The following is a 25,148-nucleotide window of genomic DNA, read 5'->3' as shown; positions in this document are numbered from 1 at the left end:
AGTGAGGTTTTCTGTCATGTTATTGTTTAGTGCCTTTTTGTTTTAAATATTTTTGTATAAACGGACTTTGTGTAAACATGTTTTTGTATTGCTGCAACCAAATTGGACTCAAATAAACTTTAATGGATAATATTTTAATTGTTGATGACAATCATGCCATTTGCCAAGCTCTTGCGTTAATGATTGAGCTGCATGGCTATCAGGCTATTTTTTGCCATTCACCTGAAGCGGCTATCGAAATTGTTATCAACAAAGAGATCAGCCTGGTTATTCAGGATATGAACTTTAGCCATGACACCACCTCGGGTGAAGAGGGCAAGCAGCTGTTTTACGCATTGCGCCAGTTACAGCCTAATTTACCGATAATTTTAATGACGGCTTGGACTCAACTAGAAACTGCTGTCGAGTTGGTCAAAGCGGGCGCCGCCGATTACATGGGTAAACCTTGGGATGATGCCAAATTACTCAACAGCATTAGCAATCTATTATCTATTTATCGTTTGTCTCAGCAAAACAGTCAATTAACTCGGATAGACAGCGAACGTATGTCGGCCATTAATGGTGCTGATTTATGTGGCTTAGTGTTTGGCAGTGGTGCGATGCAGCGCTGCGTTGATTTGGCATTACAGGTGGCGCGCTCAGATGTGTCGGTCATGATCACTGGCCCAAATGGTGCAGGCAAAGACAAAATAGCCGATATTTTACAGGCGAACTCGCCATTAAAAGACAAACCCTTTATTAAGGTCAACATTGGTGCTTTACCAATGGACTTACTCGAAGCCGAATTGTTCGGCGCTGAAGCGGGCGCTTTTACCGGCGCAAATAAAACCCGTATCGGCCGTTTTGAAGCGGCCGACGGTGGCACATTATTTTTAGATGAAATTGGTAATTTGCCATTATCAGGTCAAGTGAAACTATTGCGCGTGTTGCAAACCGGTGAGTTTGAACGTTTAGGGAGCCATCAAACCCGCAAAGTGAATGTGCGGGTGGTGAGTGCCACTAACGCTGATTTAGCCGACGATATAGCCCATGGGCGGTTTCGTGAAGATTTGTTTTACCGCTTAAATGTGATTGAACTGAATGTGCCGCCACTCAATCAGCGTCAAGATGATATTTTACCCTTAGTAAAACACTTTATAGGTGCCAATTTTAGCCTTGATAAGTCGACCCAACAGGCGTTACTTACACACAGTTGGTCGGGTAATGTGCGCGAATTAGAAAACGCCTGTAAACGGGCGGTGCTGTTAGCTAAATCAGCACTATTAACTATTGATGACTTTGGTTTGATGGCGATAGCTAATGGCGGCGCGGCTGCTCAGTATGACTTGGTGGTTGAAGATCATCTTAATAGCCGTAAGCAAGATACTGATGATACTCAGTCGATTTTTAAACCCGACAAACAACAGATAGAAGCGGCATTAGCACAACATAATGGTGTAATTGCCAGAGTCGCTAAATCCTTTGGTCTAAGCCGACAAGCCCTTTATCGTCGTATGGAAAAATACGGTCTTAGGGTGACTAAATAATGATGTTATCGCTACGCACTAAATTGCTATTCAGTAACCTGCTAAGTTGTCTTTTGGCTGCGGTGTCAGGCGCTTTAGTGTGGTTTACATTGGGTGATGACACCTTATGGTTGGCCATTATTGTCATGCTGGCGGTGTGTTATTTTTGCAGCATGTGGCTTACCCGCAGATTGAGTGACAGCCTGCAAGCACTTGAAATCGGCTTACTTAACTTTAAAGACAACGACTTTAGTGTGTCGCTGCATCCCTATGGCGAGCCACAACTTGATGCTTTGGTGAGTTTATATAACCAAGCGTCGGCAAAACTGCGCAGCGAGCGACAATTTATTTATCAGCGTGAGTTAATGCTCGATAAAGTGATTCAAAACTCACCCAATGTGATGCTATTGATTGATGATAATCAACGGGTTATTTATGCTAATGGCGCCGCCAGACACTTATTTAATCACGGTGTAAAAGTAGAAGGTATGCTGTTATCTGAACTGATAATGATGTTGCCTGATGCGCTTAAAGCCGCATTAAACAGCGAGCAAGAAGGGCTGTTTTCGATGGGTGGCAACTCGGTTGAAGGTGCTGATGATATGGGCACGGATGGTGATGTTGAAACTTGGCATATTTCCCGAGGTCGCTTTACCCAAAACAATCAACAGCATCATTTAATTTTACTAAAACAACTGACCAAAGAGCTCAATCGTCAAGAGGTCGCCGTGTGGAAAAAGGTGATACGCATTATCAGTCACGAGCTGAATAACTCAGTGGCTCCAATCGCCTCTATGGTCAACTCAGGTAAGTTTTTAACCCAGCACTTAGACAACAGCAAGCTGCAATTAATTTTTGATACCATTGAGAATCGCACCACGCATTTAAGTCAGTTTATTTCCCATTATGCCGAGTTTGCAAAGCTGCCGCTGCCACAGAAACAGCTGATTGATTGGCCTAAAATGACTCTGCAGTTAGCACAGCAATACCCATTTAAGCTGTTGTCCTCTTTACCACAAACGCCAATTAAACTTGATGGGGTTCAGTTAGAACAAGTACTGATTAACTTGCTGAAAAATGCCCATGAGTCTGGTTCAAGTGCAGAAAGCGTCGCGCTGATTTTTGAACAGATAACCCACCCCGTAGTGGGTTTATTAATAAAAGTGGAAGATGAAGGGAGTGGCATGTCTAGCGAGGTATTATCGCAAGCATTGTTGCCGTTTTACTCGACTAAACAGTCTGGTACAGGTATTGGTCTGCCCTTGTGCCGCGAAATTATCGAAGCCCACGGTGGCCGAATTAGCATGCAAAACCGCGTAGAAGGCGGTTTAAGTGTTAAAGTCTGGTTACCTGTACTCCAGGGTTAATAATGTAATGGTCACTCATCTCCATTAGGCTTAAAGTGCAAACACTTCTGCGACACGCCACAAGTACATTCCTAGAGACTGTAACAACTTGCTCGTAGGCGCAGACAATCACTTGGTGCTAAATGAGAATGTTAACGCAATTCCGGATGCCTAATATCTAATGCCTAATAGTTCTCTGGTAATAGATGCGCTGGAAGAGGCTGATAATACTTAAAAGACGACGGATATAAGACACTCTACATCTTTATCAATCAAACCATCACATAGTTTGATCAACGTTAGCTAGAGAAATAATAATATTAGAATGAGCCATTAGTTGTTGTTTGATGTTACATCTGGTTAGTGTGGTTCATTGACCTGAATGCTGAACAATACTGTTTATTGCTTTTGTAGATGATGTCGCTTAATCGTTAATTCTCAAACCATCATGGTTAAATATGTATTCAAAAAATGTAATAACTCGTTATAAATTCGACTCATAACAAGAAGTAGATATTTAGCCAGTTCAGATCTGTGTTGTCATCAGAGTTTTGCTCATTGAACACAAGGCAGAACAAGCTAGACATGTCTTGTGATTGTGGCAAAAAGTCATTTAATCTCATAAGGTTAATATGTTATTATTCGCCGCCTTTTGTCTATGGCAGCTGCATATTTAGGCAACATTGCCTTAAATATAAACTAAACTGATATTTTTATTTCGCTGCACGGATGCAAACTCATGAGAATCGATTATGAAGTTTCCAGGTCAACGTAAGTCGAAGCATTATTTCCCAGTAAGTAACCGTGATCCGCTTTTGGCGCAATTTACCCAACAGCCGCAAACTTTTCCTACTTACATTTGTGGTATCGATCAAACTTTAGTAGACATTGAAGCTAAAGTTGCCGAAGAGCTACTTGAGCGCTATGGCTTACCTAAAGGTAACTCTACGTTAATCGATGATGAAAGAGCACACATTCTTTACAACGAATTAAAATCAAATGACATGATCAGTGATGAGTTTGCGGGTGGCACCATAGGTAATACCGTGCATAACTACTCAATTCTTGCAGATGACCGCTCAGTATTATTTGGTGTCATGAGCCAAAATATTATGGTCGGTAGCTATGCTTATCGCTACCTTTGCAATACCTCTTCAAAAGTAGATTTAAACTATTTACAACCCGTAGATGGCCCTATCGGACGCTGCTTTACGTTAATTTCGGCTGATGGTGAACGCACTTTTGCGATCAGCAAAGGTTCAATGGACAAGCTGACGCCACATTATATTAATCAGCAAGTGGTTCAAGAAAGCTCTGCTTTGGTGATCACTGCCTACTTAATGCGAGCGAGTGAGGGGGATGGCATGACATCGGCTGCGATGCAAGCGATTGAATATGCAAAAGCCGCTGAAGTCCCTGTCGTGTTAACGCTTGGTACGCGTTTTTTAATTCAAGAAGATCCTGTTTGGTGGCAAAACTTTATTAAAGAGCATGTCACTATTCTGGCAATGAATGAAGATGAAGGTGAGGCGTTAACGGGCTTTAAAGATCCTTTATTGGCCAGTGAAGCTGCGCTTGAGTGGTGTGATATGGTGCTGACGACCGCGGGACCTATTGGTTTATATACTGCAGGTTATGCTGAAGATAGCGCTAAACGCGAAACCAGCCACACTTTGCTACCTGGTGCTATTCCTGAATTTAACCGTTATGAATTTTCGCGTCCGATGTTAAAAGCTGACTGCGAACAGCCAATTAAAGTGTATGCACACATTGCCCCGTATATGGGGGGGCCGGATTATATTCGTAATACTAACGGTGCTGGAGATGGGGCTTTATCGGCTTTGTTACATGATCTGTCGGCTAATAATTTCCATAAAGCCAATGTGCCTGGTTCAAGTAAGCATAAGCGTGATGGATTATGCTACTCGTCATTCTCTCAAGTGTGTAAATATGCTAACCGTGTCGCTTATGAAGTATTAGCCCAGCACAGCCCAAGGTTGTCTAGAGGTTTGCCTGAGCGAGAAGACAGTTTAGAAGAGTCTTATTGGGAACGCTAATCCGAGATTTAATTAGCTAAGTAATCTTTACTCTGGTTAATAAATCTTTCTTCTGCGGCTATTTTTAACGCTAACGGTTTGGGTTGACGTGCAATACTCATTTAATGCAAGCATATTTGACTTGTAGCCCTGAAGCGTTCAGGCTGAGGAGTTGGAGTATGTATTTGACTTAATATCAATGCATTAGTGAATACCTTATCCAGAGTTCAGCTTAAATAAAAAATACTTTAAAAATAAACGATAATGTTTTGTCATTATCGTTTTTTTTTCACAAATTTTTAATAGAATAGAGCCAGATTAATCATTGAAGGAGCTTAAGGTGAAGGGACAAATTTTACGAGAAATGCATGTGCTCAAAGCAATTGAACCCGAATTTGAAGTACAAAGACGCGTCGCATTTATCAAATCTAAGCTCAAAGATGCCCACTGTTTTTCGCTTGTTTTAGGGATCAGTGGTGGCGTTGATTCATCATTAGCAGGGCGTTTATGTCAATTAGCTGTTGATCAGCTAAACGAAGGTTCGGCGGATAAATCTTATCAATTTATTGCAGTCAGATTACCTTATCAAGTTCAAAAGGATGAAGATGAAGCGCAATTAGCTTGTAAATTTATTCAACCCAGTAAGCAAGTGACTGTGAATATTGGCCAGGGGGTTATTGGTGCGCATGACGCCACTTTAGCTGGACTTGCAGATGCCGGAATAAAATTACCAGACACGGATAAGGTTGATTTTGTTAAAGGTAATGTGAAAGCCAGAATGCGTATGATCGCGCAATATGAAATTGCGGGTATGGTCGGGGGCTTAGTCGTCGGTACCGATCATAGCGCTGAAAACATTACTGGCTTCTATACTAAATTTGGCGATGGTGCATGTGACTTAGCGCCTTTGTTTGGCTTAAATAAACGCCAAGTACGTCAAATTGCAGCCTATTTAGGTGCACCAGATATTCTAGTTAACAAAGCTCCGACAGCGGATCTTGAAGATGGCAAGCCGCAATTGGAAGATGAGGTTGCATTAGGGCTAACCTATGATCAAATTGATGATTTTTTAGAGGCTAAACCTGTAGATGCTCATGTTGAGTCTAAATTAATTGCGATTTATCAGCGTACTCAGCATAAACGTAAACCTATTCCAACGATTTACGATTAATATCTCTTTAACATTGCTGGCAACTTTCAGAAATATGACACATAGCAACTTGTATGAGTTTTTTGTGTGTCTTTTATTTTTGTTCAAATCAGTGCTCTTTAGCATTAAACAGACTCAATCCTATGCTTGGGTATTCACGGTGATAAGTTTAAGGAATTAATTTGCTTGCTAGCACTAGCACGAGATCATCGTGGATGTTTATGCTTATCCCATTGGCATTCACTATGCTTTTTGGCTGTAATCAAATCGAAGATAGTAAAAAGCCGATTGAAATTCATCGTTTGGTCAAAGAGAATCTTGTGGATGCTGTATTGTCAACTGATGCCAGTATTGCGGTGACATTGGGGCAAAGTCGCACATTGTCTGTGTGGGATATCACGACTCGAACCCTATTACATCAATGGACTGGTGATGACTTTGACGAAGTGAATTATCAATTGGCACTATCAGGAAATAAGCAATACTTGATAACAGCAGGAAAGAACAACATTTCAATTTTAAATCTTGTAACTGGAAAGCGAGATCTTCGTTGGATGGCTCAAGGCTTTAACCCTGATGCGAGTGTAACAAGTCTTTTTTTAAGTCAAACTGGTGGCACAATTATCGTCGGTATGAGTGATGGTACTATCACTGTCATCCAGCGCAGCAGCATGACTATGTCATTGTTTAAACAACACAGTGCCGCGGTTAATCATGTTGAACTCTCTGATGTTGAACAGCAGGTTTTATCTACGGGACTTGACGGTCAGGTACAGATTTGGGCTATCAATAGCGGTGAAGTAATAAATAGTTTTTCACGTCCGCAAAGGGTCACCAGCGTGAGCTTTGATCAAGTCAGTAGGCGTTTATTTATTGCGGATGCTTTAGATAATAATGCTATTTTTGACTCGAAGACCAGTTTGAATGTTGGCAAGCTCGATTACCTTGAACGTTATCGTTACTTTCGTGTTGCGCTACTTATCAACAATGCTAATAATTTAGTTACGGCAACCTCAAAACAAACGGTTATCTACTGGAATACGATATCTGGAAAAGAGCTTTATAGTTGGAATATTACCGCCTTTAGCGCAGGAACAACAGTATTGTCGATGAAGCTCAAATCAAAGGGTAAATTATTGACCTTAAGCTCAGATGGAGCACTAGAAACCTGGCGTTTGTAAAACACATTCCCCATCGATATTATTTAACGGTTGAGTATCCTACTTGTTAAACTTCAGTTATTTTGGTGCAGCAAAGGTCTTAATAATGCTATTAATGCATTAGGAAATTGGCGATAGTCTAAATATGGCGTTAGAAATATTGGGTGATGGTATTGAATAGTCTGCTTTTCATTCAATGACAGGTTTTGATCAAGTTTGATATTTTCAAATGTGAAACGTGAAAAGGTATTTTTGCCGCAAATGATGTGCATGATATTAGGATCTAGCGCAAGATCATCCGCTTTTTCAAATGAATCATGCACAATGACAATTGCAAGGGGGACATGAGCGGCACTATTTTGTTGAAACAAGCTTGGTTGTACTTTTCTCCAATCAGAAAACTCTTTGCACACAAGTTTACTTATTATCACCATAATTTTACGCCAGTGATTACCATTAGCATGAATTAATTGTGCAATTGCTTGTTCATTTATCGCAAGCCAATGTTTTGGAATGATTGGCGCTGACGGTAAATAAAAGATGATTTTGGGTGTCGAGGCCCCAAAGTAGTGACTAATTGATTCTGGCGTGGATGAATTTTCATCAAGCATTTTCATTTTAATATCGTTTACTATTATGATTAATATAATATCTTATCAGCCTAAACTCTTTTAGGCGTTTAGTTTTTTGATGTACTCATTGTTGGTTTAGATTAAAAGGATCCCCATGCGCGCTATTGTTATCGGTTCTACTAAGCACTTTTTCTTTGCATTATTTTATAGCATCATTGGCACATCCCTCGCTTTGATTATGTTGGCAGTTTGGCTATTAAATGAAAAGCCAGATCTTTCAATATGGCATACAACCCATCTAAAAAATGAATATCATCAACAGTCTGGTTTAAAAAATTTTACTGAATATCTATCCTTAGAAGATAAACTTTTTAAAGAAGTTGATAAAAAGATTTATCAGAAATATCAGCCGGAAATAGCCTCTCCAGTAAATCGTTATGAAAAAGGCAGTTCGTCGGATCCTGCTTTATGGCATTCAGATTGGAATCGCTCTTTTGAATGGGAAAATGATGATGCTGAATTTGGCTTATTGCTAATACATGGTATGTCAGATTCCCCTTATTCAATGTCACATATCGCAGAACATTATCGTCACCAGGCTCATATTGTGGGATTAAGATTGCCTGGTCACGGTACTATTCCATCTGGGTTGACTGATATTACCTGGTCTGATTTAGCTGCTGTAGTGTCACTGGCCACCACTCATCTTTCAGAAAAACTAAAAGGTAAACCCCTCTATGTGGTGGGTTTTTCAACGGGTGCAGCGTTAGCGTTAAACCATGAACTTGAAGCAATTACGCTTAACAAAGCTACCCAATACAGTAAAATGATTTTCATGTCTCCAGCAATAGGTTTAACGCCCATCGCACAGGGAGCCTACTGGCAGGCAAAGTTAGGTGAGTTACTTGGACAAGAAAAATTGTATTGGAATAGTGTTGAAACTGAATATGACCCATTCAAATACATGTCATTTGCCGTGAATGCGGGGGATGTTGTTTATCAGTTAACGTTACGTAATCAGCTGCTTTTGAAACAATTAAATCCTAAGCAATTGCAAGCAATTGCGCCGATTCAAACGTTCCAGTCAATCATTGATGATACGGTTTCTTCGGTAAATGTTGTAGATGAGCTTTATCAATATTTACCCGAAAATCAGCATGAATTGGTTATCTTTGACTATAATCGCAGTTCAAATTTTCGTTTGTTAATGAATCAAGATCCAATGTTACCGTTTGATCCATACTGGACCAATCATCCGATTGATTATCGTTTAACTTTTATCGAAAGTTATCAACAAGATGGACGCGCAGTGCGTGCAAGGGAAGTCGGATTATTCGCTGATCAAGCTCCGCAAGAACTATTGTTGAGCTGGCCTAAAGGAGTATTTTCTCTTTCGCATATTGCTTTACCTTTTCCAATTGAAGATTCACTTTATGGGCCAATTGCCGTTGAAAACAGTGAGACGGTTCAAATTGGCCTAGCAATATTTCAGGCTGAAAGAGGTTTGTTCTCAATGTCTGCAGCCAACATGTTGCGTCAAAAATGGAACCCATTCTACCCTTATATGTTAGGTCGAATGGATGCCTTTATGACTCAGCTTCAGGATTAATAATACTGACAATGACTCTATTACGTCCCTGGGCTTTTGCCTGGTATAGATTATCATCAGCAATTTTAATCCATTTATCTAATTGGGCATGATAACTGGCATTTGCCGTTATCGCGCCTATGCTGGCCGTGATGTTGAAATTTTGCTCCGAATTTGGGGCGTTGATTTTAGTTGCTGCTAACTTAATTCTAAATTCATTTAAATGATGCTCAATATTCAGTGCATTTGTCATTGGCAAAATCAGAATAAATTCTTCACCACCATAACGAGCCAAAATATCAATATCGCGCTTAAAGTGCTGTGATAATTGCTCAGATACTTGGCGAAGACATTCATCTCCGGCTAAGTGCCCATAGCTGTCATTAATCGCTTTAAAAAAATCTAAGTCGAGGACCGCCACAGTAATAGCTTGTTCGCTACGTAAGCAAAAATCTCTTATTTCAGTAAACTTATGTTCTGCAAAGCGTCGATTAAATAGATTTGTTAATGGGTCTTTATCCACTAATTCCTGTAGTTTTTGATTGGCATTTTCCAGTTCTAATGTCCGCAATGCGACGGTTTCTTCCAGTGCTAACTGGTGTGATATAAGCTCTTGTTTACTGGTTAATAATCTTTGATAAAGGCTATAAACTTCTCTTGGCGAGCTTTCATCTAATACTTGAGTGTTTAAATCATTTTGATTTAATTTTCCAAAATGATTTGCCACCATCTCCAAGGGTACTGTCAGTAACTGACTAATTCGATTAGAAATAAAGAAACTGAACAGCAATGCAGCCAGTAATATGATAAAGCTAGTGAGCATTTGTTTTTCTGCCTGTTTTAACAATGGCGAAAAAGGCTCAATGACATATATTTTCCAGCCGTTATTAAGCTCTTTAGAGGCATAAATATATTCAGGAATATTAGATGCTGTATTTTTTAAATTGAGTAACTGTAAATCTGTGACATAAAATCCATTATGTATACTGTACTTAAATGGTGACATCACTTTTAAATTGAGCTCATCTGAGGCGTAAATGATGCTATTGGCTTCATCGGTTAATATGACTGACTGGTTCTTGTGTTTGTTGAAATCATAATCAATAGCGGAGAAGTATTTTAAATCGAGTGAACCTTCAATAATCCCCGCTGGTTGTAAAGGAGCATCTTTTTGAAAATAGGGGGCGCTAATCGCTATGATTGCATCATTACCGAAACCTCTTCCGACAAAGACTGACGAGGTAAATATTTTCTGGTTATAAAAAGCCTCGATAAAATAGTCTCGGTCTTTAACGCTTAAATGGTTACTCGAGTGAATGTCTTTAAATCGTGTAATTGGGGTTGCGCTAACTATTTTCGCTTTATCATCAGTGATGAGCATACTGATAAAACCTGGATAATTATTATGTAAATTGCTCAGTAAAGGTTGTTGTTCGGCGCTGGTATTGTTCACTAATGTAAAAAACTGTGCGGCATTTTTTATCACCTTGGTATGCATCTCGATATATTGTTCGCCAGCATAACTTAGATGAAATACCGTTTCTTGCTGATTCTTTTTAATCAGTGATTGCTGTTTATTCAATGAAATAAAGTTGAAATACAAAGCTGAAAACAAGAGCGATAAAGTAATCATTAAGGTTATGAAATACACCATCTGCTTACTGAGTGTCCGGCGCTGTTTATCTTTAATCTTAGTTTCAAATAACCATAATTTGGGCAGCATTAATATCAGTAAAGAAGCAATACTGGTGTAAATCAAGCTATTAATAGCTTGCTTTAGCGTCACAAAGGGGAGGTGTTCTGCGGGTAATTCAAAGAATATATTGGCCATTAAGTAGAATATGGGCATGCCAATCAAAACCCAAAAAATGATACTGCCATAAAGAGCATAAATATCACGTCGCCGACAAAAACCTAAAAATAATGCCTCTAAGGAAAAAATAGCAAACACATGATAACTGTCCCAAATTAGCATCAGGCCTGTAGAAGCAAACATGGAGGTAATTAACGCGTACCAAGGACCACATAATACCGCTACGATAACCGTTAGTGTATTACCTACAATAAATTGTACGTTAGCAAAAAAAGGAATGGGATAAAGATTAATTACAAGGGCAAGAATGCCCATTGCAATGGAAAATAACAGGTTTTTTGGAGTTGAAAACAGGTTTTTCAATGAAATATCCTTTCTCATTATTATATAAAAATTTTACCTGCCAAACCACATGATCACAAGTTATTCACTTCGCCTTTCACTTATAATAGCTTGGTTATTTCCTGTCTTAGTTAATTTAATGGTTATAGCAACAGCATATTTGTTCGACCTTGGTCTAGGGCTGCAGGCTAATTACATTATGTTTACCTTGTTCGAAGCTTACCTATGTGTATGTTTTTAATCTGTTTATTTTGCTTTCTTTGATGTGTGTCATCATTTAATTAGACTAAGGTCTTGATTGTCGAACCCCCTAGAGTTGCTAGATTAACAATGACTTTACAACTCGACTTTATAAAAACTAGCACAGGGGAGTCGCAATGGCTTTTGAAAATAACGATAAAGCAGCAGGGTATTGGCGTGAAAATTTACGTTTAGTACTTGGACTGCTAGCAATTTGGGCTGCAGTGTCATTTGGCTGCGGTATTTTATTTGTAGACGCGCTTAATGAAATCACCTTTATGGGATTTAAATTAGGCTTTTGGTTTGCGCAGCAGGGTGCAATGTATGTATTCGTGGCGCTGATTTTTGTTTATGTGGCAAAAGCAAATGCCCTAGACAAAAAATACGATGTTCATGAAGACTAAGGGGCACTGAAATGGATGTTCAAACATTAACATATATCATTGTTGGCGCGACGTTTGCGCTGTATATCGGCATCGCGATTTGGGCGCGTGCTGGTTCAACTAAAGAGTTTTACGTTGCTGGTGGTGGGGTTCCACCAGTGATGAACGGTATGGCTACCGCAGCAGATTGGATGTCAGCGGCATCATTTATCTCGTTAGCAGGTATCGTATCGTTTACGGGTTATGACGGTTCTGTTTACTTAATGGGTTGGACAGGGGGCTACGTATTATTAGCTTTGTGTATGGCGCCTTATTTACGCAAGTTCGGTAAGTTTACGGTGCCCGACTTTATCGGTGACCGTTACTACTCACAAACCGCACGTACCGTTGCAGTTATCTGTGCCATCTTTATCTGTTTTACCTATATTGCAGGTCAAATGCGTGGTGTGGGTGTGGTGTTCTCTCGCTTCTTAGAAGTTGAAGTCGACACAGGTGTTTATATCGGTATGGCCGTGGTGTTCTTCTATGCGGTATTAGGCGGCATGAAAGGGATTACTTATACTCAGGTTGCTCAATACTGTGTATTAATTTTTGCCTTTATGGTTCCTGCTATTTTTATCTCTGTCATGATGACGGGGCACGTATTACCTCAAGTTGGTTTTGGTGCTGAATTAGTCGATGCCGCAGGTAATGGTACGGGTGTTTATTTGCTGGACAAACTCGACGGTCTATCTGCTGAACTCGGATTTTCGCAATATACTGAAGGCTCAAAAGCCATGGTTGATGTGTTCTTTATCACTGGCGCATTGATGTTTGGTACTGCAGGTTTACCACACGTAATCGTTCGTTTCTTCACGGTTCCAAGAGTGAAAGATGCGCGTTTATCAGCGGGTTGGGCATTAGTGTTTATTGCAATCATGTATACCACTATTCCAGCATTAGCGGCTTTCTCTCGTGTAAATATGATTGAAACCATTAATGGTCCTGATTCAACTGGTGTGGCATATGAGTCTGCTCCTGATTGGATTAAGAACTGGGAAAAAACCGGTTTAATAGCATGGGATGATAAAAATAACGATGGCAAAATTTCGTATGCCAATGGTGCGACAAATGAAATGACCATTGACCGCGATATTATGGTACTTGCTACGCCTGAGATTGCTAGTCTACCAGCATGGGTTATCGCCCTTGTTGCCGCCGGTGGTTTAGCCGCAGCGTTATCAACTTCAGCCGGTTTATTACTTGTTATTTCGACGTCGGTATCACATGACTTGCTTAAAAAGAATCTCATGCCTGATATTTCAGACAAGAAAGAATTGATGTATGCCCGAATTGCAGCTGCGCTAGGTATTGTGATGGCAGGATACTTTGGTATTAATCCGCCAGGTTTTGTGGCAGCGGTGGTTGCGATAGCCTTCGGTTTAGCCGCAGCATCGCTATTCCCAGCCATTATTATGGGTATTTTCTCGAAAACTATTAATAAAGAAGGCGCAATATCAGGTATGTTAGTTGGTTTATTATTTACCGCTGGCTATATTGTTTACTTCAAGTTTGTCAACGTCGGTGCTAACACGCCAGAAAACTGGTTATTCGGAATTTCACCAGAAGGTATCGGTATGATGGGTATGTTTGTTAACTTTATTGTGGCATTCGCTGTCAGTAAAGTAACAGGCGCTGTACCACAGGATGTTGTTGATATGGTTGAGTCTATTCGCTTCCCTCAAGGTGCGGGTGAAGCTCAAGACCACTAAGCATTATTATCTTCCCTTTTAAGAGCGCTTCGGCGCTCTTTTTTATGGGTGAAAAAATAATCGTTGGGCTTAAGTCTTATAGCCAATATTTAGTTAGTGGCGCTATATTAAATCAAAGGGTCTTTGAGAAAAAATTATGAATGCCAGCGAGTTACAGCCCATTGAACAGTTTTTACAAACCCATGCACCTTTTGATGTGCTGTGTGCTGCGCTGATAGCACGTTGCGCCCGTGAAATTAATATTGGTTACTATGCTAAAGCATCAGCATTTGTTGAGTTTGATCCAGTTAATCCCAAACTCTATTTAGTGCGAAGTGGCGCGTTTGAGGTCAGAGATCCCCAAGGTGTGCTCGTTGATAGGGTTGCTGAAGGTGAGTGTTTCGGCTTCTCGACCTTATTGTCGGGTGAAAAGGTGGTTAATAAAGTGGCCATTTTAGAAGATGGTTTGGTGTACCACATTCCCCAAGCTTTGTTTACCGAGCTGCGCACGCAAAATCGTCAGTTTGATACCTTTTTCACCCGAGCGTTTGCACAACGTTTGCGAAATGAGCATAAGTTTAAGGCCAAAGATCTCACCACGACGAGTCGTATAACCAATCTTATGTCGCATACACCGATCAGCATTGAAGTAAACGCTAGCGTTCAGCAAGCCGCAAAGTTAATGCGTGATCACCGAGTTTCTTCCGTTTTAGTGTTGCAAGATCAACAATTGGTTGGCATTTTAACTGACCGCGATTTACGTAATCGCGTCTTAGCTGAAGGCTTAGATGGCCTCGCGTGTGTCGACAAAGTCATGACAAAACAACCACAAACGGTTGCCTCAAATGCATTAGTTTTTGAAGCCATGTTATTGATGAGCGAACACAATATTCATCATTTGCCAGTGGTTGATAATCAGCAAGCCAAAGGGATGGTAACCAGCACTGATATTTTACGTTCGCAAAGTTCGCAACCTTTATTACTTATTGGTGAAATCGATCGCCAATCTTCTATTGAAAGATTAATCCATGTCAGTAAGCAAATTCCGGTGTTATTACAAAACTTAATCAGCGCAGATGCAAGAGCTGAAGAAATCGGCCGAGTATTAACCTCGGTTACCGATGCATTGACTCGTCGATTGATTGTGCTTAACCAACAATTATTAGGCAAGGCGCCAATGGCGTTTTGTTGGTTAGCATTTGGTTCACAAGGACGTCAGGATCAAGTGGCGTGTTCGGATCAAGACAATGGCTTGTTACTAGCCCATGAACCAGATGAATTTGCCGCAGCATATTTTGATAAATTGACCCATGCAGTTTGTAAGGGGCTAGACCAATGTGGTTATATTTATTGTCCAGGCGATATCATGGCGCAAAATCCACAATGGCGATTATCATTGCAACAATGGCAACAGAAGTTTAAAAAATGGGTGATGTCTCCAGAACCTAAGGCGCTGATGCATGCCAGTATTTTCTTTGATATGCGCGCGGTTTATGGACCGCAAACCTTGTTTGATGAGCTACAAGACTCGGTAATGTCGCATACTAAAGATAATGATATTTTTTTAGCGGGCATGGCGGGTAATTCATTACAACAAACGCCGCCTTTAGGTTTTTTCAGAAAATTTGTGCTTGAGCGTGATGGAAGTGAAGTGAAAGGCATGGATTTAAAACATAAAGGCAGTGCCTTGATTAATGATATTGCTCGGGTGTATGCCTTAAGTGCAGGGATAAAAGAGGTGAATACCGCTAAACGCATCCGTGCGTTAATGGATGCCAATATCATCAATCGTAAAGATGCGCTAAACCTTGCTGATGCTCATGAATTTATTGCTCATATGCGCTTAGCTAATCAAGGTTATCAAGCCACTAACAATTTGGTCGTAAGTAATTATCTAAAACCGCAGGATCTCTCATCATTGCTTCGCCACCAATTACGCGATGCTTTTAAAGTGGTGCATGATGCTCAATCTGGGTTAAAGCTTAAATTTACTCGGAGCTTCTAGTGGTCAATCATTTATGGCTTAAAAGTCGATTTTGGTTAGACTCGTTATCAAAACAACAAGGCTCACATGATCGCCAATTAAATGAATATCAACATTCATTAACTCAACAGTTTACTCGCAGCATTTATGATGCTGATTTGATGGCTATTGATCTTGAGATGACGGGGCTTGACCCGATAAATGATCAGATAATCAGTATTGGTTTGGTGCCAATTAGTAAGGGAACGATTCCTTTAGTTAGAGCACAGCATTTGATGATTTCAATTGATGGTAGTGTGGGCCAAAGTGCCGCTGTGCATGGCATTGTCGACCACCAATTACAGGATGCTTTACCTATTGATGCGGCTATGGCGTGGTTATTAAGACAAACTCAAGGTCATATTTTAGTGGCTCATCATGCACCTATGGATATGGCGTTTATCCAACAAAGCTTGCAAAACGTATTTGGTCAGCGGGTATTATTGCCTTTTATCGATACCTTAATGATCGAGAAAACCCGTTATCTTCGTCAGCACGGTCAATTAGTTGAAGGGTGTGTTCGCTTAGGGCAAAGTCGAGAAAGATATCATCTCCCTGTTTACGCAGGCCACAATGCACTGATCGATGCGATTGCCTGTGCAGAGTTATTTTTAGCGCAAGTGTCAGCATTAGGTGGTTTAAAGCAGATAAAGTGTCATGAACTTGTGGGGCTATCAAAATAAAAATGCCCATCAAAGATGGGCATTTTGAATGCGAATTAACAGTAAATAAACAATAACTGAGTTTAATTAAGTCTTTGACTAACTAAGCTACATAGTGGGCTTATCTACCTTCTTCAGCCGCTTTTTTAAAGAAATAATCCACAGCAGGTTTAATTAACTCAAGTGCAGTTTGCTCACAATCTGGCACTTTGGCATCACTTGTATTAATGGGGGTCACACGGTCAGTCCATTTGAACAGCAATGCTGCCGATGTTAAGCCAGCACCAAATGCACAAGATAAAATGGTTTGGCCTGGTTTGATCAACCCTTTATCTAACGCATCACATATTGCAATGGGAATGGTGGCTGCAGAAGTGTTGCCATAATTAGCGATATTGACGATTGCGCGTTCTTTCGGAATTTTCATCCGACTAACCAAAGTATCGATGATACGCTCGTTAGCTTGATGTGGAATCACCCAATCAACATCATCTTTATCGACGTTACACTTCTCAAGAACCTTAGTGCTCAACGAGCCCATTCCTTGAATAGCGCGTTTAAAGATTTCTTGACCATTGAATTGTATATAAAAATCTAATGAGCTGGTGTCTAATCTATCCATTTGGCTGCCAAAGCTTGATTTCAATATTTCACGTCCATCAGGGTCATTATTAAGCTCATAGCCTAATACTCCACCTTCCTCTTCACGTGCTTCTAAAACCACAGCGCCAGCACCATCACCAAACAACACGGCTGTTTCTCTACGCGACCAGTCTAAATAAAACGATAAACGTTCAGCACCTATGACTAACACCTTTTTATTTTGGCCACTTTTAATCAATGAGCTCGCTAAACCGATACCGTATAAAAATCCGCTACAAGCGGCATTGATATCAAAAGCACCACAGGTTGCACCAACATTGGCTTGAACTGTAGAAGCAATGTTCGGGATCAATGTATCAGGGCTTGCTGAAGCTAAAATAATTAAATCTAATTCACTGCCATCGATACCTGCTGCGGCTAAAGCGTGTTTTGCGGCAACACTTGCAAGCACCGAAGTGTTCACATGGCTGATATGACGTTTGCTGATCCCAGTACGAGATTTAATCCACTCGTCAGAGGTTTCCATGAAAGTAGCCAGATCATCATTGGTTAATGACGATGGCGGGACGGCTTTGCCCCAACCTGTAATATGCGCGTACTGCATTGTATGTTCTCTCAAAAAATCAAATTAGTCGTAGGTTGCTATTGAACGTGACAATCGGTATGAAAATAGCGGTGTGATTACATGTCATTTCAAATGCTTTAGGGGTGGACAGTGTAGGTTATCAATGCGCTACACAGTCCTTATTTAGGCTTTTTTAGAGGAGTGCTGCTTGTTGAGCTTGGGACTAATGCTCTGATTGCGACTAACACATCCATAATATGTTGATGTAACAGTGCAGTTGCCGCCTCAATATTTTTACTTTTGCATAGTTCCAGTAATTGCCTATGCTCCTGTTCCGCTTTTGGGATCCCCGCTGTTCTCAGCAGTTGTAATCGAATATAACGGTCACAATTGGTGTTTATGCCATGCACAAGATCAAGGGTGTGTGGGCGATTTGCGGGTTTGTATAGAATCGTATGAAATTGGGTATTAAGCTCGTTCCAGCTTGCCACTGTGTCTTCATGCTTAAAGGCTGACTCTAATTGGTCGAGGATATTTTCAGCCTGAACAATATCTTGTTGTTGTAAGTTAGGTATAGCTTTAGCGAGTAAATCGGTCTCGATCATCGCTCTTAACTCAAATAATTCGGTGGCTTGTTCTGCAGATAAAAGCGTAGCTGTTGCACCTTTGTGCGCCTCAAACTTGACCAATCCTTCAGCTTCTAGCTGCAATAAAGCTTCGCGAACTGGAATTCGACTAACATTGAGTTCCTCTGCAAGGGCGCTTTGACGCAGTGCCTCGCCAGCCACGATGGCACCAGAGAGAATTTTTTCCCTGAGAACTTCGACAACAATTTGAGTACGTGTTTTATGGATAATCGGTGTTATTAGACTCATAGCTTCCGTCTATTTATTCATTACTACATTTTATCCACCCAAGGTTACCGCTAAAAAAACTATTAATAAAGGGAAAATATTCGTTTCCCTTTATTAATTTTCACTATTAAAAAGTAATTAATTGCGGGTTTTCGGGGCGTAAATCCCTTGGAAGTTGTGACAACGGCATATTCTGATAGCAAATAGGGCGCACAAAGCGTTTCATCGCCTCTATTCCTACAGATGTTGAACGCACATCAGTACTGGCTGGATATGGGCCTCCGTGGTTCATCGAGTAACAGACTTCCACACCGGTCGGCATTTGATTGAATATTAATCTACCTACTTTGTAGCTTAAATTTTCTATGAGTTGGTCGCAGGCTTTAAGGTCTTTTTCAAGCCCGTGAATGCTGGCAGTTAGTTGACCTTCTAATCCATCTACAAGTTGATGCATTTCTGCCATTGTGTCGCATTGTACTAAAACAGCGAAAGGGCCAAACACTTCAGCTTGCAGGCTTTGATTTTCCAAATAGTCGCTAACTGAGACAGTCAAAGCAAGCGGACGTGTGTGGTGGCTTGCCGTTGCAGCTTTTCCTTGAGCAAGAATATTTACCCCTTTAATGTTCATTAATGCTTGTGTCATTTTCTGATAAGTTGCAGCTATCCCTGACGTTAGCATTGGGGCTGCCTCTTGCATTGCCATTTCTTCACTAAAGCTGGCCAGATATCTTTTCAGGGCTACATCTTTTAGTGCAACGATTAGCCCAGGACTTGTACAAAATTGACCATGTCCCATCATCATTGACTGCACCTGTGTGCGGGCAAGCGATTCAGCATTTTCAGCCATTAATGCAGGTAAAATAAATTGTGGATTGATTGAACCTAACTCACCATAAAAAGGTATCGGTTGGGGTCGGGTTGAACACAGGTCCGCTAAGATACGACCTACTTTTAACGAACCGGTAAACCCAACAGCCTTGATGCTAGAATGTTGAACAAGTGTCGTTGATCCCGTTGGCTGACTTGCCTGAATAAGATTAAAAACCCCTGCAGGCATGTTACAAATCTCGACGGCACGCGCTATCGCCTTGGTGACTAACTCACATGTAGCAGCATGAGCAGGGTGCCCTTTAACGACAACGGGACAACCCGCTGCGAGTGCTGATGCGGTATCGCCGCCAGCAGTAGAAAAAGCCAACGGAAAGTTAGATGCACCAAATACGGCAACAGCGCCAATGGGTAAGTAACCCAGGCGCGAATCCGCTTTAGGTAATGGGGCTCGTTCTGGGTTAGCGGCATCAGCGTACCGAACATCTGAAGGTGAGCGTAAATAACTGGCAAACATTTTTAGTTGATTGCAAGTTCGACCTGTTTCACCTTGCAGACGAGCCAAAGCAAGGCCAGTTTCTTGATGTGCAATTGCGATGATATTATCGACATCGGCCATAATTTGTTTGGCAATTTCATCGAGAAAATCCGCTTTTTGAATCGAAGAGGTTTGACGATAAGCAGCAAAAGCATTATCAGCTGCAATAACCGCTTCGTTTACGTCTTGAGCTGTGGCTTCAGCAAACGTCCAAGACAATGGCTTGTTTTCTACTGGGTTAAAACTGGTGAAGCCATCAGCGTTACCTACCCAATGACCGCCAATAAAATGCTGACCGCATATGTTTGCTGTTGTATTGTTTTGCTCTTTCATCGTTATTCCTTTAAACCACCTGAAAACCAAATGCATATGGATCGCTATCATCGATTGTGATGGCATTTTGTCCGAAAACTCGCGCCCAGCCTTGAATACTTGGACGAATCGCATCGTAGTCACCCACTTTTGTAGCTGATTCTACTTTACCGATAAATTGGCTACCGATAATACTTTCGTGAGTATAGGTGTCGCCGACTTTGAGAATGCCGCGGGCAAAAAGTTGCGCAAGTCTAGCGCTAGTCCCTGTACCACAAGGTGAACGGTCAATGGCTTTGTCGCCATAAAAGACTGCATTGGCACCGTCTGAGCCTTCTGAAATAGTCTCGCCGGTCCACAGAACGTGAGAGACACCTTGAACCGTTGGGTCATCAGGATGCACGCAAACCAGTTGTTGGCGTGCCGCTTCACGCACAATTGGGCTCCAACGTAAAATGTCTGCAGCTGACCAATGACGCAATCCGGGGAAGTTTTCTTGAGGATCAACTATGACATAATAATTGCCACCATAAGATACATCTACCGTTAAGGAACCAAGACCTGGCACCTCCAAAATAGCATCCATATGTGCTAAGTATGCGGGCACGTTATAAATCTTTACCCAATCAACTTTATTATCAGTTTGTTTGTAGTCGATATTGATTTGACCAGCCGGTACATCTAATGTCAGTTTTCCGGGGACTTTTGGTGTTAATAAACCGGTTTCGATTGCTGCTGTAACTGTGCCTATCGTGCCGTGGCCACACATAGGTAAACAACCACTTGTTTCGATAAATAAAATTGAGGCGTCGCTGTTAGCTGAGCAAGGCGGGTAGAGAAAAGACCCTGACATCATATCGTGGCCTCGTGGTTCAAACATTAGTGCTTTACGGATCCAATCATAATTGGCCAAAAAATCCTGACGCTTTTCACTCATAGTGTTGCCGATAAGATTCGGATGGCCACTGGTGACCAACCGAACCGGATTACCGCAAGTATGAGCATCGACGCAAAAGTATGTTCCTTTTATCATCGTTGCCGACTCCATTCTTGTTATTGTTGTTTAGGGGACAAGTCTTTTAGGGAATAAGAATTAAATGTACTTATTCAAATCTAAACGTGTGGCTAAAGCTTCGTTTACCACTTTTTGAACATAATCGCGTTCTTCACCGATTAACGTCATGCGTGGCATACGGACGTTTTCATTACCTCGTCCAACGATTTGCTCTGCCAGTTTGATGCATTGAACCAATGTTGGAATGGTGTCTAACCTCAGTAGTGGCATAAACCAGCGGTATATTTCACGCGCATCTTCGATACGGCCTTCACGGGCAAGTCTAAATAAGGTGACAGATTCACGTGGGAATACATTGGTTAACCCAGAGATCCAGCCAGTCGCACCTAATAAGATACTTTCTAGTGCAATATCATCAACGCCACATAGAATTTCGAAACGATCACCAAAACGGCTTTGCAATTCAGTTAAACGGCGGGTATCGGTTGTGGATTCTTTAATGGCAACGATGTTTTGTTCTTCCGCTAGAATTGCGGTCATTTCAAGGTTGATGTCCACACCATAACTGACAGGGTTGTTGTAAATCATGATTGGCAATTTTGTTGAACGTGCAACGGTTTGGAAATGTGTAATCACTTCACGATCGGTTCCACGGTAAACCATAGCGGGTAATAACATTAATCCATCAACACCCAGAGCGTCGACATCTTGAGCATATTGCGCCGCAAGTTGGGCGGTATTTTCGGTGCACCCAGAAATAACAGTAATACGACCATTGACTGTGTCAACTGTATGCTTGATGAAGTCACGCTTTTCTTGAGGGCTTAAAGAAGCATTCTCACCAATAGTGCCGAGTGCAATAATGCCGTCTATACCGTCATTAATCAGATCTTCAAGCATCCGGGCATTCGAGTCATAATTAATGCTCCCGTCATTATTAAATTGTGTCGATATCGCGGGGAATACGCCTTGCCAGTTTCTTTTCATTTTGTGCCCTTATTTTGCGTTAAGGTAGAGGTTAATAGTATTAAGCGTTACTTCTATCAGGAATCAAACCTAAGCACAGATAATCATACTGATGCTTAGGATTTAGCTTTCCCAGTGTTTACAAAATAGCCATTTAGAGGCCCGATTTAGTCATCTATACCGTATAGAGTCTAAATGATGTTAACTACTTTACTATAATTGAATACTGTATACAATATTCAGTTCGTAGTTGTCATTATTTGAAATAGTGCATTAGGTACAATTGGAAGTGTTTTAAGAATAGTTGTTGAAATAATTTTTTCGACATTATTGCAATGTAAGTAAGCATTCGTTGCTTATTGCTCAAAGCGCTAGTCAAGCTTAGTTTATAAGCCCATATAATCATGAATTAACATAAGAGATTGAAAATGGATTCAGGTAATAGCAGTGTTGACGACTTAGGTGAGATGACTGTAATAGGTGCAGGTATTGTGGGTTTAGCATCTGCGCTTTACTTACAAAGAGCAGGTTTTAAGGTCAGCCTTTTTGACAAAGAGGCTATCGCTGCCGGTGCATCACAGGGAAATGCAGGGCATTTTGCCACAGAACAAGTATTCCCTTTGGCAAATCCGAGTTTACTGCACCAATTGCCTTGGATGCTAATTGATCCATTAGGGCCATTTAGGATACGTCCTAGATATTTTTATCGTGCTTTGCCTTGGTTCATGAGATTTTTGTTTAATATGTTACCTGAACGTCGAACGCATAATAGTCTGGCCATTAAAGCACTTAATGAACAATCAATTCATGAAATGAAAGAGATACTGGCTTTTTGCGACAGTGAAGAATTATTACATTTGAATGGTAGCTTATTGGTATTTGAGGGGAACTCTCTTGAAGAGGTTGAACGAGAGTGGCGTATGTACCAAGAGGCGGGTGTCAATGTTGAGCTATTAACGGGTAAGCAGGTACGTGAGTTGGAGCCAAGTTTAAGTGACAAGATCACTCATTCACTGTTTTTTACTCAAGTGGGGCACACGCCAGACCCTTATCAGATTTGCGTTGCCATAGCGGATAAATTTAAGGCTTTAGGGGGCATTTTTAAAGTGGCACAAGTTGACACCATCATTGCAGAGGGTGAATGTGTTTCTGTTTTGATTGATGGTGACATGAAAGTCTCCAGCAATAAGCTTCTATTAACGGCTGGTGCGTGGTCTAAGCCTTTAGCCAAACAACTTGGTCATCATGTGCCGCTTGAAGCTGAGCGGGGTTATCATCTTATGATGCCGCAAAAGGCTAAGCTATCGCGGCCTGTGGCATCCTATAACCGTAAGTTAATTATTACGCCAATGGCTAAAGGAACCCGGTTAGCTGGCACTGTCGAATTTGGCGGGCTAGATGCACCTATGTCTCCAGGGCGAGCGGACTGTTTATTACCACATGCAAAAGCGTTGCTCCCGAATGTATTTGAACATGCAAATGTTGAGGATGGAACAAGATGGATGGGATTTAGGCCTTCATTACCAGATAGCTTACCCGTTATTGGAAAAACAATGGTTGATAACATTTATGTGTCTTTTGGTCACCAACACTTAGGGTTAACTTGGTCGGCAATCAGTGCCAAATTGATTACAGAAACGATTCTAAATGAAAAAACAACGTTGGACATGGCACCATATAGCATCGGAAGATTTAGTTAACGAGAGAACTAAGTGATGTAATGAGATTGCTGGTACTTGCAAAATTGAATGATTGATATCATTTACGCGGTGCAATTTATAACGATGAATGGAATAATAGTAAAATAATATTTTATATTGTCTTATGGAGTTGCACCTTTGAACAGAGCTGTATTTTTAGATAGAGATGGTGTCATTAATAAAGACACGGGTTATGTTCACCTTGTTGATGATTTTGTATATATAGATGGCGTATTTGATGCTTGTCTTGCATTAAAGAAGATGGGGTATCTATTAGTCGTTGTTACCAATCAATCAGGAATAGCTCGTGGCTTCTATAGTGAAGATGATTTTCATACATTAACTGAATGGATGGATTGGAACTTTGCAGATAAAGGTGTGGATTTAGATGGTATCTATTATTGCCCACATCATCCTGAAAAAGGCATAGGGGAATACAAGCAAGACTGTGATTGTCGTAAACCTAAACCAGGAATGATGCTTGATGCTGCCAAGTTTTTGAAAATCGATATGGCGAACTCAGTAATGGTCGGTGACAAAGCTGACGATATGCGAGCAGCTAAGGCTGCAGGTATTGGAAAATCAATATTAGTACGTAGTGGTAAAGTGGTTGATGAAGCCGGCATTAAAGAAGCAACTATAGTAGTTGATAGTATTGCTGATGTACCAAATGCGATAAAACAAAGCCTTTAGCAACTTACATTGCGCTAAAGATCCTCATTTTTGATGGTAAAAACACCACTTGGTTCAAAAAGTATTCACTTGGGCGATGATTTGTTAAAAAAGCCCAAACAGGGCTTGCACAAAATCTTAAGCTGCCTATAATGCGCATCCACTGACACGGCACAGAGCGAAAGCGAAACGCAGAGTCAGCTTGGTTTACAGCGGTAAAACGCAACAAACCAAACGCGAAAAGAAAGTTTGAAAAAACACTTGACGCAAACAACAGGGTCTGTAAAATACGCAGCCCAAGCCAACGACCTAGCGTCCTACGGCGATGTTTGAAAAATTAACATCAACGCTCTTTAACAATTTATCAAGTAATCTGTGTGGACATTCACAGGTATTGAGTTATTCGAAATTGCTTCTTTTTAGGAAGAGCAATCAAAAAATTTAAACTCAATGCAACGATGAATGTTCATAGCAATATGTACAAAAAGACTTTGTTAACTTCGGTTGATAAAGCAATCAGAATTCATTGAGCCGAGACTTTGTCT

The 25,148-nt window shown here is 40.9% G+C and carries 19 protein-coding genes; 12 read left to right on the top strand and 7 right to left on the bottom strand.

Annotated elements, in window-relative coordinates:
* Positions 1-122: 122 nt before the first annotated feature.
* From NE535_RS12085 to NE535_RS12065, 5 genes are all read left to right on the top strand, one after another.
* Positions 123-1,526: a sigma-54-dependent transcriptional regulator gene (locus tag NE535_RS12085; protein ID WP_261298894.1), complete on the top strand. Its 1,404-nt coding sequence runs from the start codon at positions 123-125 to the stop codon at positions 1,524-1,526.
* A 2-nt stretch (positions 1,527-1,528) separates the two neighbouring features.
* Positions 1,529-2,872, top strand: a complete 1,344-nt coding sequence (locus NE535_RS12080) for a sensor histidine kinase (protein ID WP_261298955.1) — start codon at positions 1,529-1,531, stop codon at positions 2,870-2,872.
* Positions 2,873-3,603: 731 nt separating this feature from the next.
* Entirely contained in the window at positions 3,604-4,908 is a 1,305-nt protein-coding gene (locus NE535_RS12075) for an inosine/guanosine kinase (protein WP_261298893.1), read from the top strand.
* A 319-nt stretch (positions 4,909-5,227) separates the two neighbouring features.
* Positions 5,228-6,058, top strand: coding sequence for an ammonia-dependent NAD(+) synthetase (nadE, locus tag NE535_RS12070; protein ID WP_261298892.1), 831 nt, complete (start codon positions 5,228-5,230; stop codon positions 6,056-6,058).
* Positions 6,059-6,258: 200 nt separating this feature from the next.
* Positions 6,259-7,218, top strand: coding sequence for a WD40 repeat domain-containing protein (locus NE535_RS12065; protein WP_261298891.1), 960 nt, complete (start codon positions 6,259-6,261; stop codon positions 7,216-7,218).
* A 53-nt stretch (positions 7,219-7,271) separates the two neighbouring features.
* Here NE535_RS12065 and NE535_RS12060 read toward each other — a convergent pair whose 3' ends face one another.
* The gene (locus tag NE535_RS12060; RefSeq protein WP_261298890.1) at positions 7,272-7,814 is read right to left on the bottom strand and encodes a DUF6942 family protein; all 543 of its coding nucleotides are present in this window, start codon (positions 7,812-7,814) and stop codon (positions 7,272-7,274) included.
* A gap of 109 nt (positions 7,815-7,923) precedes the next feature.
* On the opposite strand from NE535_RS12060, the gene NE535_RS12055 reads away from it, so the two are divergent.
* Positions 7,924-9,378: an alpha/beta hydrolase gene (locus NE535_RS12055; protein WP_261298889.1), complete on the top strand. Its 1,455-nt coding sequence runs from the start codon at positions 7,924-7,926 to the stop codon at positions 9,376-9,378.
* Here the strand turns inward: NE535_RS12055 and NE535_RS12050 are convergent.
* Positions 9,356-11,533, bottom strand: a complete 2,178-nt coding sequence (locus tag NE535_RS12050; protein ID WP_261298888.1) for a sensor domain-containing diguanylate cyclase — start codon at positions 11,531-11,533, stop codon at positions 9,356-9,358. The genes NE535_RS12055 and NE535_RS12050 overlap by 23 nt on opposite strands.
* A gap of 356 nt (positions 11,534-11,889) precedes the next feature.
* Here NE535_RS12050 and NE535_RS12045 point away from each other — a divergent pair, with 356 nt between their 5' ends.
* The 4 genes from NE535_RS12045 to NE535_RS12030 all read left to right on the top strand — a co-directional run bounded on the left by NE535_RS12045 (position 11,890) and on the right by NE535_RS12030 (position 16,571).
* Entirely contained in the window at positions 11,890-12,156 is a 267-nt protein-coding gene (locus tag NE535_RS12045) for a DUF4212 domain-containing protein (RefSeq protein WP_188842927.1), read from the top strand.
* An 11-nt stretch (positions 12,157-12,167) separates the two neighbouring features.
* Positions 12,168-13,886, top strand: coding sequence for a sodium:solute symporter family protein (locus NE535_RS12040; RefSeq protein WP_261298887.1), 1,719 nt, complete (start codon positions 12,168-12,170; stop codon positions 13,884-13,886).
* Positions 13,887-14,022: 136 nt separating this feature from the next.
* Positions 14,023-15,870, top strand: coding sequence for a DUF294 nucleotidyltransferase-like domain-containing protein (locus NE535_RS12035; RefSeq protein ID WP_261298886.1), 1,848 nt, complete (start codon positions 14,023-14,025; stop codon positions 15,868-15,870).
* Complete coding sequence (locus NE535_RS12030; RefSeq protein ID WP_261298885.1) at positions 15,870-16,571, top strand: exonuclease domain-containing protein; 702 nt, start codon at positions 15,870-15,872, stop codon at positions 16,569-16,571. The genes NE535_RS12035 and NE535_RS12030 overlap by 1 nt, the downstream gene beginning before the upstream one ends.
* A gap of 100 nt (positions 16,572-16,671) precedes the next feature.
* Here NE535_RS12030 and NE535_RS12025 read toward each other — a convergent pair whose 3' ends face one another.
* The 5 genes from NE535_RS12025 to dapA form a co-directional block, all read right to left on the bottom strand.
* Positions 16,672-17,757: a ketoacyl-ACP synthase III gene (locus NE535_RS12025; protein ID WP_261298884.1), complete on the bottom strand. Its 1,086-nt coding sequence runs from the start codon at positions 17,755-17,757 to the stop codon at positions 16,672-16,674.
* A gap of 140 nt (positions 17,758-17,897) precedes the next feature.
* Positions 17,898-18,593 (bottom strand): GntR family transcriptional regulator, encoded by a 696-nt coding sequence (locus NE535_RS12020; protein WP_261298883.1) that lies wholly within the window; start codon positions 18,591-18,593, stop codon positions 17,898-17,900.
* A gap of 106 nt (positions 18,594-18,699) precedes the next feature.
* Positions 18,700-20,271, bottom strand: a complete 1,572-nt coding sequence (locus tag NE535_RS12015) for an aldehyde dehydrogenase (NADP(+)) (protein WP_261298882.1) — start codon at positions 20,269-20,271, stop codon at positions 18,700-18,702.
* A 10-nt stretch (positions 20,272-20,281) separates the two neighbouring features.
* Entirely contained in the window at positions 20,282-21,283 is a 1,002-nt protein-coding gene (locus NE535_RS12010; protein WP_261298881.1) for a 4-hydroxyproline epimerase, read from the bottom strand.
* Positions 21,284-21,343: 60 nt separating this feature from the next.
* Positions 21,344-22,252, bottom strand: a complete 909-nt coding sequence (gene dapA / locus NE535_RS12005; RefSeq protein WP_261298880.1) for a 4-hydroxy-tetrahydrodipicolinate synthase — start codon at positions 22,250-22,252, stop codon at positions 21,344-21,346.
* A gap of 407 nt (positions 22,253-22,659) precedes the next feature.
* Here dapA and NE535_RS12000 point away from each other — a divergent pair, with 407 nt between their 5' ends.
* Positions 22,660-23,931 carry an NAD(P)/FAD-dependent oxidoreductase gene (locus NE535_RS12000; protein ID WP_261298879.1) on the top strand — a complete coding sequence of 424 codons (1,272 nt, stop codon included), beginning with the start codon at positions 22,660-22,662 and terminating at the stop codon, positions 23,929-23,931.
* A gap of 138 nt (positions 23,932-24,069) precedes the next feature.
* Positions 24,070-24,624 (top strand): D-glycero-beta-D-manno-heptose 1,7-bisphosphate 7-phosphatase, encoded by a 555-nt coding sequence (gene gmhB / locus NE535_RS11995; protein WP_261298878.1) that lies wholly within the window; start codon positions 24,070-24,072, stop codon positions 24,622-24,624.
* Positions 24,625-25,148 lie beyond the last annotated feature (524 nt).

The sequence above is a fragment of the Shewanella holmiensis genome (assembly GCF_025370255.1).
Taxonomy (GTDB): Bacteria; Pseudomonadota; Gammaproteobacteria; order Enterobacterales; family Shewanellaceae; genus Shewanella; species Shewanella holmiensis.
Note: the sequence above shows the minus strand (reverse complement) of the source record. Positions and strands in the feature narration are given on the sequence as shown.

Coding starts and splice junctions, on each gene's coding strand:
- NE535_RS12085 (WP_261298894.1), top strand. CDS start 123: ATGGATAATATTTTAATTGTTGATGACAATCATGCCATTTGCCAAGCT.
- NE535_RS12080 (WP_261298955.1), top strand. CDS start 1,529: ATGTTATCGCTACGCACTAAATTGCTATTCAGTAACCTGCTAAGTTGT.
- NE535_RS12075 (WP_261298893.1), top strand. CDS start 3,604: ATGAAGTTTCCAGGTCAACGTAAGTCGAAGCATTATTTCCCAGTAAGT.
- NE535_RS12065 (WP_261298891.1), top strand. CDS start 6,259: ATGCTTATCCCATTGGCATTCACTATGCTTTTTGGCTGTAATCAAATC.
- NE535_RS12060 (WP_261298890.1), bottom strand. CDS start 7,814: ATGAAAATGCTTGATGAAAATTCATCCACGCCAGAATCAATTAGTCAC.
- NE535_RS12055 (WP_261298889.1), top strand. CDS start 7,924: ATGCGCGCTATTGTTATCGGTTCTACTAAGCACTTTTTCTTTGCATTA.
- NE535_RS12045 (WP_188842927.1), top strand. CDS start 11,890: ATGGCTTTTGAAAATAACGATAAAGCAGCAGGGTATTGGCGTGAAAAT.
- NE535_RS12040 (WP_261298887.1), top strand. CDS start 12,168: ATGGATGTTCAAACATTAACATATATCATTGTTGGCGCGACGTTTGCG.
- NE535_RS12035 (WP_261298886.1), top strand. CDS start 14,023: ATGAATGCCAGCGAGTTACAGCCCATTGAACAGTTTTTACAAACCCAT.
- NE535_RS12025 (WP_261298884.1), bottom strand. CDS start 17,757: ATGCAGTACGCGCATATTACAGGTTGGGGCAAAGCCGTCCCGCCATCG.
- NE535_RS12020 (WP_261298883.1), bottom strand. CDS start 18,593: ATGAGTCTAATAACACCGATTATCCATAAAACACGTACTCAAATTGTT.
- NE535_RS12015 (WP_261298882.1), bottom strand. CDS start 20,271: ATGAAAGAGCAAAACAATACAACAGCAAACATATGCGGTCAGCATTTT.
- NE535_RS12010 (WP_261298881.1), bottom strand. CDS start 21,283: ATGATAAAAGGAACATACTTTTGCGTCGATGCTCATACTTGCGGTAAT.
- dapA (WP_261298880.1), bottom strand. CDS start 22,252: ATGAAAAGAAACTGGCAAGGCGTATTCCCCGCGATATCGACACAATTT.
- NE535_RS12000 (WP_261298879.1), top strand. CDS start 22,660: ATGGATTCAGGTAATAGCAGTGTTGACGACTTAGGTGAGATGACTGTA.